The organism is Helicobacter sp. MIT 05-5293, assembly GCF_000765665.2.
Taxonomy (GTDB): Bacteria; Campylobacterota; Campylobacteria; order Campylobacterales; family Helicobacteraceae; genus Helicobacter_C.
Map to the genome: position 1 here is coordinate 23,119 of NZ_JROZ02000007.1, position 12,475 is coordinate 35,593.

General features: G+C 38.7%; 11 protein-coding genes and 1 pseudogene. 7 read left to right on the top strand and 5 right to left on the bottom strand.

Annotated elements, in window-relative coordinates; genetic code table 11:
- Positions 1-2 precede the first annotated feature (2 nt).
- Together LS68_RS09440 and LS68_RS09445 are read right to left on the bottom strand one after the other, a co-directional pair.
- Positions 3-1,127, bottom strand: coding sequence for a lytic transglycosylase domain-containing protein (locus tag LS68_RS09440; RefSeq protein WP_138091483.1), 1,125 nt, complete (start codon positions 1,125-1,127; stop codon positions 3-5).
- On the bottom strand, positions 1,124-1,930 hold the full coding sequence (locus LS68_RS09445) for a TatD family hydrolase (protein WP_034373702.1): 807 nt from the start codon (positions 1,928-1,930) through the stop codon (positions 1,124-1,126). The genes LS68_RS09440 and LS68_RS09445 overlap by 4 nt, the downstream gene beginning before the upstream one ends.
- A gap of 137 nt (positions 1,931-2,067) precedes the next feature.
- Here LS68_RS09445 and ribE point away from each other — a divergent pair, with 137 nt between their 5' ends.
- Genes ribE through LS68_RS09460 form a run of 3 tightly spaced genes read left to right on the top strand, consistent with a single transcriptional unit; the run spans position 2,068 to position 4,183 of the window.
- Positions 2,068-2,712 carry a riboflavin synthase gene (ribE, locus tag LS68_RS09450; protein WP_034373688.1) on the top strand — a complete coding sequence of 215 codons (645 nt, stop codon included), beginning with the start codon at positions 2,068-2,070 and terminating at the stop codon, positions 2,710-2,712.
- Positions 2,713-2,722: 10 nt separating this feature from the next.
- Positions 2,723-2,995 (top strand): EscU/YscU/HrcU family type III secretion system export apparatus switch protein, encoded by a 273-nt coding sequence (locus LS68_RS09455; RefSeq protein ID WP_034373691.1) that lies wholly within the window; start codon positions 2,723-2,725, stop codon positions 2,993-2,995.
- A gap of 3 nt (positions 2,996-2,998) precedes the next feature.
- A complete protein-coding gene (locus tag LS68_RS09460; RefSeq protein WP_034373693.1) occupies positions 2,999-4,183 on the top strand; it encodes an ABC transporter permease in 1,185 nt (394 codons plus the stop codon).
- A gap of 86 nt (positions 4,184-4,269) precedes the next feature.
- Here LS68_RS09460 and LS68_RS09465 read toward each other — a convergent pair whose 3' ends face one another.
- Positions 4,270-4,938 carry an outer membrane beta-barrel protein gene (locus LS68_RS09465; RefSeq protein ID WP_052100517.1) on the bottom strand — a complete coding sequence of 223 codons (669 nt, stop codon included), beginning with the start codon at positions 4,936-4,938 and terminating at the stop codon, positions 4,270-4,272.
- Between the two features lie 243 nt (positions 4,939-5,181).
- Between LS68_RS09465 and LS68_RS09705 the strand changes: the two genes are divergently transcribed.
- From LS68_RS09705 to LS68_RS09475, 3 genes and pseudogenes are all read left to right on the top strand, one after another.
- Positions 5,182-5,457: a hypothetical protein gene (locus LS68_RS09705; protein WP_199741506.1), complete on the top strand. Its 276-nt coding sequence runs from the start codon at positions 5,182-5,184 to the stop codon at positions 5,455-5,457.
- A gap of 70 nt (positions 5,458-5,527) precedes the next feature.
- Positions 5,528-6,862: pseudogene (locus LS68_RS09470) on the top strand (MBOAT family O-acyltransferase); the annotation flags it as partial.
- A gap of 71 nt (positions 6,863-6,933) precedes the next feature.
- Complete coding sequence (locus tag LS68_RS09475; RefSeq protein ID WP_138091486.1) at positions 6,934-8,022, top strand: hypothetical protein; 1,089 nt, start codon at positions 6,934-6,936, stop codon at positions 8,020-8,022.
- 87 nt (positions 8,023-8,109) lie between these two features.
- Here the strand turns inward: LS68_RS09475 and polA are convergent, their stop codons facing one another.
- Positions 8,110-10,830 (bottom strand): DNA polymerase I, encoded by a 2,721-nt coding sequence (polA, locus tag LS68_RS09480; protein WP_034372630.1) that lies wholly within the window; start codon positions 10,828-10,830, stop codon positions 8,110-8,112.
- Between the two features lie 194 nt (positions 10,831-11,024).
- Between polA and LS68_RS09485 the strand changes: the two genes are divergently transcribed.
- Positions 11,025-11,759, top strand: a complete 735-nt coding sequence (locus tag LS68_RS09485; protein WP_034371822.1) for a triose-phosphate isomerase — start codon at positions 11,025-11,027, stop codon at positions 11,757-11,759.
- A gap of 90 nt (positions 11,760-11,849) precedes the next feature.
- Here LS68_RS09485 and LS68_RS09490 read toward each other — a convergent pair whose 3' ends face one another.
- Positions 11,850-12,242, bottom strand: coding sequence for a hypothetical protein (locus LS68_RS09490; protein WP_034371820.1), 393 nt, complete (start codon positions 12,240-12,242; stop codon positions 11,850-11,852).
- Positions 12,243-12,475 lie beyond the last annotated feature (233 nt).

A 12,475-nucleotide genomic window follows, 5' to 3' on the forward strand; every position in this document is an offset into this window, starting at 1 on the left:
CATTAACTTCTTCCATCTGCAATAGTATTATTTTTCGCTTTAAGAATAGGAATCGTCAATGTTTGATTGATATTAATCAATGAACCTTTGATATGATTAACCGCCTGCAAATCCTGAATCGACACACGATAGATTTGTGCAATTGAGCTTAATGTCTCACCCTTTTGAACCTTATGTGTGATAAACATTGAATCGGATTGGCTTTTGGCATTAAAATTTTGTTTGAAAAATCGTAATTTATCATAAGGCAAATAGACATTGTATTGTTTATTACCCGGTGGGAGGACAGAGCGTGTGAAATGCTTATTGTATTTTTGCAATTCTCTTAAAGACATTTTCGCGCTTTTGGCGATAGAGCTAAGAGCGACACCGCCTTTGACATTCACGGTAACGATGCTGTCAGTCGCTCCACGATTAAGCAAATAATCCACATTTTGCCCTTTGAGCAAATCAATATTATTAAATAACAAGCTCATTGCGAGAATCTTACGAATATAATTTCGTGTTTCTGCAGGAATATATTGAGCCTCTTCATTCAGTAGTGTCTCGATACGCGTATCGCCTCCGGCTTCGTCAATACCTCTTTTCAATCGCCCTAATCCGCAGTTATAAGCCATTGCAGCCAAATACCATTCACCTGTAGCATCATAAAGGTATTTGAGATACTTGATTGCCGCTTCTGTGCTTTTAATAGGGTCTTTGCGCTCATCAATATAAGAATTGATTTCCAAACCTAGCCCTTTTGCAGTAGCAGGCATAATTTGCCAAATACCAATCGCCTTTTTGGAGCTTTTAGCAGTAGGAGTAAATCCAGATTCTACCATGGCAAGAAACAAAAATTCTTGGGGTATCTCCTCTCTCGCCATAGCACTTTTGAGAATCGGGATAAACTCATAACTGCTATCAAATTTATTGACAAAATATTGCCATTTCTCAAGGATTTTTTGCGCTTTTTCATCATCAGCCATAGTCGTGATAAAAGCTGTGCGCACACCAAAAGAATTTAAAACTTTATTGGTATTTTTGTCATGCGTCATCGTATAAAAGCCCTCATAGACTTCACCCCAACAAAGATTTGCACAAAGCAAAGAGATGAGCGTTAATCGCAATAGGTGTAGAATCTTCATTGTAGCTCCTTAAAAAGCTCTAACGCATTAGATGTGCTTTGATGTATGATGCTTTGTTCATCTTGCCCCAAAACTTCAGCAATTTTAGCCATGATTAAAGGAATATAACAAGGCTCATTGCGTTGCCCTCTAAAAGGGTGTGGGGTGAGATAAGGCGCATCAGTTTCCAGCAAAATACGCTCCTTAGGGATAAGTGGCAAAACCTCTATCAATCGCCGAGCATTTTTGAATGTGCAAACCCCACCGATACCATAATAAAAGCGATCTTTTAGCTCTAGCAAAATTTGGTCCGCATTATAGCAATGCAATACACCCCTAGCCTTAGGATAATCTTGCAGAATCTTAAAACTATCATTTGAAGCCTCTCGGATATGCACAATCAAAGGTTTGTCAAGCTTGATAGAAAGTTCGATTTGTGCTCGGAAGCATGATTCTTGACGAGACTTGATGTCTTGCACTGCTTGATGAAATTCCTGCTCACTGCGCCCTTGCTCGTGATAGTCTTTCAATGTCGGCAAACGATAATAATCCAACCCACATTCACCGATAGCAATACATTTTTGATCATTCGCAAAAGATTCTAAAACCTCTTTATCAAAACCCTCAACCTCATCAGGGTGGCAACCTGCCGCAAAGAAAATATCTTGATGAGAAGATGCGATTTGTTGCGCACTTGGCAAATCTTTCATATCCGCTCCGGGGATAATGATCTTTCGCACATTCTCCGCATAAGCCTTATTAATCACAGATTCTAAATCATGTTTAAATACCGCACTATCCAAATGACAATGCGTATCAATCATAAACCTAAAAATATCTCCCATAATGTAATTTCAACCTTTATTTTTATATGTAAATTTAAATATGATAGAATCTCAAGAATTAAAAAATGGGGATTCTATCATAAATATCTTTAATTTCAAGAAATAAGGAAACAGGAATGTTTAGCGGATTAGTTCGGCAAATAGCTCAAATCAAAAATTTCGCGCATCACACGCTTGAGGTCATAACGCCCTATCCCGCTCAAATTGGAGATTCTATCGCGATTAATGGTGTGTGCCTCACAGTCGTCAAAATACTCCCACAAACGCTTATTATGGAGCTTAGCGAACACACACAATCCACCATTGCAATACAAAACTTTCACAAAGGCGCATTTGTGCATTTAGAGCCTGCGCTCAAAGCAGACCAACGGCTTGATGGACATATCGTGCAAGGGCATATTGATGGCACAGGCGAGATTACCAAAATCACACATCATTCTTCACAAAGCGATTTTTGGATTCAAAGCACGGAGGAGATACTCTCCATGATGATTCCCAAAGGTTCAGTGTGTATTGATGGAATCAGCCTTACAATCACTGATGTGCAAGATCTTTCATTTAAACTCACAATCATTCCTCACACGCTCAAAACCACGCTTTTTAGAGACTATCATATCGGGCGAATTGTCAATATCGAGACTGATATTATCACGCGTAGCGTGGTCAATACAATCAAATCAATGATGCGTGAGCACAAAGGGAATCCACAAGATTCTCATCTGCATTGGGGTGCGATTGATGCGCTTCAAATGAGCTACTGAAAGGAGCAAAATGCCGCACAAAAAAGCTGTCGCTCTTGCGTATGATGCCCTTAATGACAACGCACCTAGAGTAGTCGCTAAGGGTCGTAATGAAATCGCTTTGCGCATCATCGCAAAAGCACAAGAATTTGGTGTGCCGATGTTTGCCAATCCCTTGCTTGTGCAGTCTCTCCTTGATGTCCCGCTTGATAGCTCTATCCCACCAGAGCTTTATAATGCTGTCGTAGAAGTCTTCGTATGGCTTTTAAAATGCGAACAATCTGCCCAACTTAGCAAAGAATAAACAATGAAACCTATCAAATCCTTATGGAGATATTATTACCAAACCTTTGGGGGGTTTTTCAAGAAAGAATGGGAGGGTTTCAAAAACGATAGATTCTCGTTTTTTCTTTGCACCCTTGCTCCAATTCTTATCGGTCTGTTTGTATGGGGTGTGTTTTCTCAAAGCTTAGTGAGAGAAATGCCTATTGGTATTGTAGATTTAGACCAAAGCCCACTAAGCCGAGAACTCGCACAGAATCTCGATGCTATCCCTGCTGTGAAAATCACCAAAACCTACACAAGCCTAGCAGAAGCAAAAGAAGATTTAAGTATGGTGAGAATCTATGCCGTTGTCGTCTTCCCGCATCATTTGCAATCAAACACCAAAAAGCATATTCTTACTTCAATACCGATTTATTATAACGCGCAGCTTGTGCTGATTGCTAAATCAATCGAGGCAGGATTCAAACAGCTCATTGCTGTGAGTGATGTCAAGGCAAAGCTTGGAAGTAATCTTGTAGAGACGAAAAACTTCCAGTCTGCCCTTGCGAAAAGCTCACCCATTCTCCCGCAGCTCACACCGCTTTATAATATCAACAATAGTTACGCGCAATTTCTTATCACGGGAATTTTACCCTGCTCGTTGATTATGCTTGTGATCGTGTGTGTGATAAACTCCCTAGCGCGTGATGAAAGCGATGTGGGCTTTGTCAAAGGCAAAAAAAGCCAAATCCCCGATGGTATCAGTGCGCGATTCTATATCCTTACGAAAGTCTTTGCCTACGCGGGGATCTTCTCCGTATGGTGGGTAGTAATGATGATATGCTTTAGAATCTGGGGCTTTGGCTTTCATGGTAATTATTTTGTGCTTTATTTGGGCGCATTACTCACGATATTAGGATACAGCGGGGTAGGAGTCTTTGCCTATGCTCTTTTAAGGGATCATACGCGGGCTTTGGCAGTGGCAGCGATTTATTGCGCGCCGAGCTTTGCCTTTACGGGGCTTACCTTTCCTGTCAATTCTATGGGGAATTTCGCGACTTTTTGGCATACGATCTTGCCTGTGAGCCATTATCTCAAGCTCTATGTGCAAGTGGCAAATTATGATGTGGGTTTCTTTACCGCGTTTCAAACGATGCTTGAAATCGCGCCATTTGTGTTATTTTTAGGCTTTGGGATTCTCATATATCGCAAGCGGGAGCATATATAGGCTAAATCTCAAAATCCGTGTTAATGCTGAATTTGACAGATTCTCTAAACGAGATTAAGCCTTAAAGCAATTTAAAAGTAGAAGTATCAGAAAGTATAATTATAACCGATTGACATGATATAAGCGCGTAACCCTGCAGTGCCTGCTCCGCCCTGTTGTGATGGCACATTAATCTCATAGTCATAGCTGATAAGCGGGATCTTTACTCCGTATAGAATCTGATGGGCATTGTTAAAATTCCAAGTCAGCCCAACATTTAGAGGCACAGCAAGTCCGCCTTTATTCAAGTCTCCAAAAGTTGTCTTTTGTCCTGTCGTGGTAATCGTCCAAGAAGGCTTGAATCTTTGATAGCCTGCACCGATGCCGACATACGCACCAAAAGAGCGTGTAAAGTGAAACCACAAATCCACATTTGCAGTGATTAATTGCTGCACAATATCTGTATCAGTCTCTGTAATGTTAGGATTTACACTACTTTCTTTCAATCCATAGCTTTGGCTGTAATTATAAGAGAGATAATAGCGTAAGCCCCATTTTTCATTCATCGCCTTTTTGTAACCTAAATCTACACCATTTACCCAGCCAATACCCTTTTGAGACAAAGCATCTTGCATCGTTTCAAACGCACCGCTATAAGTTGGCTGTGTGAGTGATACACCTGCATTGATTCCGATAAATACACCGCTGCTTTGTGCGCTTGCCACGCCCAATAAGCTCACACTTAAAGCAACTGAAGCGACAATCTTTTTCCCCATATATAATCCTTAAAGTTAAATTAATCATTACAAGATTGCAAAGATGCTAGAAGCATAACACCATAATCAAAAAAAAAAAAAAACGATTTTTTATTAAAATTTGCATTTTGTTGTTACAAATCCTTACACAAATATACCATTTTGACGATTCATTTTACCACATTGACCAAAAACACATTAAAAGTATTTTGGCAGATTATGCTATAATACCTATTGGCTTATTTCTGCTCACAAGGGTGTTCTATGGTTTTTAGCTCTTACGGGTTTATTTTTGGCTTTTTGCCTATAATGTTGTTTTGTTTTTATATTTTGCGCCATTTTAAGCAAGATTTTTTAGCAAAGCTCTCTTTGATATTGGGTAGCTTTATTTTTTATGGGTTTTGGAATCTTGCCTATCTCCCCCTTTTGTTTGGAAGTATTCTTGTCAATTTTTGGATTGGCAATGCGATTTTATACTCTCATATCAAGCTTGGCTTGATGAAAAACTTGCGAAGTATTGCGGGGGGGGGGGCAAAGTAATTCTTTAGAATCTCATTCCGATTTTTCTGCCTTTCATCATCGCAAAATCCTATTTTCTCCCGCATTCTTTTTGATTCTTGGCATCATTTTCAATCTTGCCTTGCTTGGATTCTTTAAATACACTGATTTTTTCTTAGAAAATCTCAATACTCTCTCTAAATTTCTAGCTTTAGACCTTAACATTCCCTTGCCTCATATCCTTTTGCCCCTTGCCATTTCATTTTTTACTTTCCAACAGATTGCTTTTTTGGTGGATTGTTATAAGAGTATTGATGTGCAGGATTTGGAGGAAGAGGAGGCAATAGAATCTGTAAATGTAAGCGGTAATGACAAAAACAATAATGCAGAATCTAACAAGATTAGTCAAATTAACTTTTTGGATTATTGTCTTTTTGTCAGTTTCTTCCCCCAACTCATCGCTGGTCCTATTGTGCATCATAAAGAAATGATGCCCCAATTTAAAATGCTTTTTGCAAAAAGCTTAGATTCTAAAGTCTGGGAGCATTGCGCTAAGGGGCTTTTTATCTTCTCTATTGGGCTATTCAAAAAAGTCTTTATCGCCGATAGCTTTGCCAAATGGGCAAATGCAGGATTTAAAGTCGTAGAAGAGGGCGGGATTCTCAATATCGCTGAATCGTGGGCGACTTCTCTAAGCTACACTTTCCAAATCTATTTTGACTTTAGCGGGTATTGTGATATGGCAATCGGGCTTGGGTTATTCTTTGGGATTGTCTTGCCAATAAATTTTAATTCCCCCTACAAGTCGTTAAATATCGCGGATTTTTGGCGGCGGTGGCATATCACGCTCGGGAGATTCTTAAAAGATTATCTTTATATTCCTTTAGGTGGCAATAAACGAGGTAAGATTCTCACATTGCGGAATCTTTTCATCGTGGCATTTTTAAGTGGTATCTGGCATGGGGCTGGGTTTGGGTTTATCATTTGGGGAGCATTGCATGGAGTCGCATTGTGCGTGCATAGAATCTACACTTGGGTGTGTAAAGAATGGGTAGAATCCCTAAAAGGCTTACCTAAAAAGATTTATTCTATATTCTGTTGGATTCTGACTTTTAATTTTATCAATATCACTTGGATATTTTTCCGCGCTGAAAATCTACAAGGCGCACTCAATCTGCTCAAAGGAATGTTTGGGATTGTGTGGGTGGAGATGCCTGATAAAATACGCGCTCCAAAGATATTAGAACAGATTGCGGGGAGAAACGATACTTTGATTTATCTGATTTTAGCCTTTATCGTGGTGCTGTGCTTTAATAACTCTATCCAAAAACTAGAGACATTCAAGCCGACTTATTACAATGCGTTTATAGCAGAAATATTACTCCTTGTATCCCTCATCACCCTTATGACAACACCTTATACAGAATTTATCTATTTTAATTTTTAGGGGAAAATATGTGGATTCTTAAGCTGCACAACACAAAATTATCACAAAATATCGGTGCAAAAAGGTTTATAATGCTCACATTATTAATCCCTATAAGTATTGCAATAATCCTTAGTTTAGGGAATCTCCTTATCGATCCTTATTTCTTATGGGGTATTTCGCATCGGTATAATTATCTCTACGAGTCCCTTGATGAGAGAATAGAAAAGGTCAATAGAATCTATTACAACGAGAGAAAATCTTATGATTCTATCTTGCTTGGTAGCTCTCGGGCGACTTATGTCAATCAAAATGATTTTGCAAATCATCGCCTTTTTAATTTTGGGGTTAGCTCAATGATGCCTTTTGAATATGATTATTATTTAAATCTTTTAGAGCAAAAAGGACATTCTCTAAAGACAATCTATCTGCAAATTGATTTCTTTGGGAGCAATACGATTATGACAGATGATGGCAACACCTACACAAAGGAAAAGCTAGAAAAAGTCGTTTTTGCGCCTTTAGAAAATCACCTTCACAGAATCTCTAAATTACTTACTTACAATAAACAACTGATAAGAATCCCGCTTGATAATGTCAAAAAAGCCTTTACACAAGCCTACTATACGCGAGATAATATCAAATATCACCCTAAAGTCAGCGAAGAGCAAAGAATCGAAGCATTCAATTATCACCTCAAACGGCACACTTTGCTTTTTATGGGAGACAAATATGCTTTTGATAAGGGAAAGGAATTAAAAAATATCCTATTGCAAGTCAAAGCCCGCCACCCAAACGCATCTTTTGTCATTTATACTTCCCCTGTAAGTGCGCCTTTATTTGCCTCTGAAATCAACTTTGCCAAAAGATGGGAGGAATACAAACAATGGCTAAGAATCCATTTAGAAGTCTTTGGTAGCCTCTATCAGTTTGGAGGATTCAATGAAATCACACAGAATCTCCAAAACTACAAAGACGATGACCATTTTTACCCCTATGTCGGCAAACTCATCGCCCAAACGCTAACCAAGCAAGATTTCACACCCATTAAAGACTTTGGAATCTATCTGACTTTGGATAATGTGGAAGAATATTTTGCTAAGTTAGAAAAGCAATTAAAGGATTATGATATGAGTGAGATTATAGAGATTATGAATGATGAGAGGCTTAAAGTCTTTTAGGTTAAGAATCTAGATTCTTAAAACAGATTCTCTACCTGCAAACTAAAGTGGATACTTTAGGATTTATCGTGTGAAAATGCAAAGAATCTACTTTAATTCTGCCCAATTTTGCCCGATGCTAATCCCGCATTTGAGAGGCACTTCAAGCTTATAGATGTGATTCATAATCTGTGCGACTTCTTGTGCGTAATGCTCGGCTTTCTCACTTGGAGATTCAAAAATCAGCTCATCATGGACTTGTAAAAGCATTTTCAAATCACTTTGTGCGTATTTCTTGTGAATCTCACACATTGAAAGCTTGATCAAATCCGCCGCACTCCCTTGAAAAATCGAATTAATCCCCTCACGCAAAAAGTTTGCTTTCATAAAATCTGTAGCAGTTTTAAAGTCAAAATACCGCCGATGCCCGAGCAAAGTCTGTGAATAGCCATTTTCAAGCAAAAATTCTTTCTGCGCATTGAGATAATCCTTGATTGTAGGAAAAAGCTCAAAATAGCTCTCAATATAGTTTTTTGCCTCTTTAAGTGGGATATGCAGAGTTTCACTTAGCTTCTTACTGCCCATACCATAGATTAAGCCAAAATTAATCGACTTAGCGATGTTGCGCTTTTGTGTCGCGTTTTCCTCGCCAAAAAGCCGCGCTGCAGTCTCAAAATGTATATCTTTATCTTGCATAAAAGATTCTATCAATGAGTGGTCTTTACAAAAATGCGCCAATAGTCGCAACTCAATTTGCGAATAATCAATGCTAATCAAACGATGATTCTCCCGACTGATAAAGGCTTGTCGGATTTTGCGCCCTTCTTCTCTGCGCACAGGGATATTTTGGAGATTCGGTGATTTGGAGCTTAGACGCCCTGTCGCTGTGCCGGTTTGAAGAAATGAAGTATAAACTTTATGCTCATCATTGCTTTGTGCAAAACGCAAAATCGGCTCAATGTAGGTATTTTTAAGCTTATTCATCTCGCGATATTCAAGGATAGAGGGTATTACCGGGTGTTCATCAATAATAGCAAGGAGCGTTTTTTCATCGGTGCTTAGCCCACCTTTCACACTGCGTCCCGGCTTTAAGCCAAGCTTCTTAAAAAGCACATTAGCAAGCTGTTGGGGAGAATTTAAATTAAAATTTTCGCCACTTAGCGTGAAAATCTCATTGACAAGATTACTCAATATATCACTTGCCTTGATTTTCAGCGATTCTAAAAGCTCTGTATCGATTCTGATACCGGTAAGCTCCATATCCATAAGCACCTTGACAAAAGGATATTCGAGATTCTCTGCAAGCTCCAAAATCCCATTCCATTCACGCTTTTCAAATTCTTGCACCAAACGATGATAAAGCATAAAAGTCGCTGCGGCATCTTCACTCGCGTATTGTGTCGCATCAGCGATGCTGACTTGTGAAAAGTTTTGGTCTTTTGGGACAATCGCATCAAAGCTAATCATCGTGTGCTTAAACCACACAAGCATTTGCTTATCAAGCCCCACAGGGGAAATACTATCATAAAGCCAGCTTAATATCATACTATCATAGATAGGCTGCTCACAGCGCAAACCAAAGATTCTATAAATCAACGATAAGTCAAACTTGAGATTATGCCCGATAAGTGGGTGCGTAAAAATGCGTTGCAAAGCAAGTCTTGCCTCATCATGGCTTAGCTGATTTTCCACACCCAAATAATTATGCCCCACAGGCACATAATAAGCATTATAGCCGTCAGAAGTAAAAGAGAATCCGACAAGATTTGCCTCTTGAATATTCAAGCTATCACTTTCACAATCAAAGCCGATTTTACTACCCTGCGGAATAGTAGTAAGAATCTCATTCAAACTTTGGGCATTGCTCACTAAATGCGCCTTAAAGCCAAATCCCTCCGAAGTATTGCTCGGCTCTTGCGCCTCTCCTATGGATTTTCTCGCACTTTTTCTTGATTGATACCGATCATAAGGGGATTGCACCTTAGAAATGATATTTTTCAAATCATATTTTTTCAGCTCATCAAGAATCTTTAGCATCGGATTCTGTGGGGGCATCAAACATTTATTCAAATCAATACGCGGGATTAAATCATCATAAAGCCTCACAAGTTTTTTGCTCAAAAACGCATTTTCCTTGCCCTCGCGTATGAGATTGGCAATACGCGCTGTGCAAAGGCTTTCTAGCTCATCTTCACGAGCATACATAGATTCAATACTGCCAAAATGTTGTATCAGCTTTTGGGCAGTCTTTGCACCAATACCTTTAATCCCCATGACATTATCACTGCTATCCCCTACCAAACTTTGATAATCAATAAAACTCTTCGGCTCTACGCCGTATTTTTGCAGACATTGTTCGTAGTGAATCTCTTTTTTGCCTATGGGGTCAAAAATATAAGTATTGTCATCAATAAGCTGATAAAGGTCTTTGTCATGGCTAATGATACGCACAGCGATATTTTGAGCATTTGCAGTCTTATTGATTGATGCGATAATATCATCGGCTTCATACCCCTCGATACTTAGATTCAAAAAACCCATTTTTTCAATCCATTCAATCGCAATAGGAAGCTGTATCAAAAGCTCTTGGGGAGGGGATTGACGATTTTGCTTGTAAGCATCATACAAGATTTTACGCTTATTCATACCGCCACCCTCTAGCGCAAACATTACATAAGTGCAAGAAGGATCTTTATACAACGACTGAAGCAGATTACAGAATCCCACAAGTAAGCCTGTAGGGAAGCCGTCTTGATTCTTCAATGGAGGAAGTGCATAAAAACTACGGAAGAAAAAGCCAAAAGTATCGACCACGGTTAAAGTATTCATTATCACACCTTGTGCAAAAATTCCAAAATCATAGCTCAAGCTACAATCTTTCACAAAAGAAGCATATCAAGATTATCTATACAGAATCTAAAGTTAATAAGATTTCTAAAATATAAGTAAGCGTGGCGAAATTTTCTAGTGTTTTGGATTTTTTTGCTACAATGCGGGCAGCTATTTTATCACAAGGATTGCCTATGAATATTATTGCTGGTAATTTCAAAGCCAACCTCACACGAGCACAAGTCGCCTCATACACTGCACAGCTAGATTCATCGCTTGATTCTTTTCTGGATTCACAATCAGCGCAAAATACTTTGCCGCGCGTGTATCTTTTCCCCTCTTCTACTGCTCTTTTGGATAACACTTTTAAGCATTTTCGCATCGGCGCACAAAATGCCCATTTCGCCAATAGTGGAGGATTCACAGGCGAGATAGGATTATCCCAACTGCAAGAATTTCATCTCTCTAGCATTATTATCGGGCATAGCGAAAGACGCGGGATTTTTAATGAATCACAAGATTTTATCAATCAAAAGTTTAGATTCTATGCTCAAGCGGGATTTGAGATTTTTTATTGCATCGGCGAAGATTTAAAAACTCGCCAACAAGGACAAAAAGCTTTGGGTGATTTTTTAGAATCCCAACTTAGCGGGATTGATACGAGCTATTCTAAGCTCATTGTCGCTTATGAGCCTATTTGGGCGATTGGCACAGGGGAGAGCGCGAGTGTAGAACAAATAGAATCCACACACACTATGCTTGCCTCTCTCACCTCCGCACCGCTTTTGTATGGTGGAAGTGTGAATGAAAAGAACGCCCACGAAATCCTTAGTATTCCTCATGTCAATGGTGTGCTTGTCGGTTCGGCAAGTTTAAAAGTGGAAAATTTTACACAAATTATTCAAGCGGGATTCTCACCCTCACTTTAAATCAATGTAACTAATATCAGCGGTCAAATGAAATACTAAAATGTGCGAGTAATGGCTTTATACCATTACTGCACGATGAAGTTAAAGAATCTAGTTTGCAATCTTGCTTGCTACCTTTTTGATACCAAGCTCTGTTACGCAATATTTGGTAACTTCTTTCATTTGTGTGCTTGTAGGCTTTGCTTTTTGCGCGATTGTCGATGCAGCATCTTTATATTGCACTTTTTCAGCAGCACTGCCTGCTAAAAAGAGTTTTTCCTCTTGCGTCAATTTGCTTGTGAAGTTCTTTGCCACACACGCATTGAGTGATTCAGCCTCTTCTGTGCTAAGCACTTTGCTATACAATTTATCGACTGCTGGCTGTGTGTATTCTCTCAATTTCTTTTCTACTTGTTGATCCAAAGTCTCATTCGAAGGCTGTGTTTGAGCGCAACCTCCAAAACCTATAAGACAAATAGCTACAATGAAACCCAACTTTTTCATAAACTCCTCCTTTTTTGATAAATGTAAGAATAAATATTATCGTTTTTTCATTTAAATTCGCTTGATTTTGCCAAAAAAGCATCAATACATTGTGTCCGATTCTGTAAAAATAATTTTTTATAAAAGATATAGTGATAATTTTAATAATATTTTTTATTTTTTATTAAATTTAGATTTTGTAGTATTTCGATACTTTTACAAATCGTTCTTATTATTGTTTGTAAATGATATTA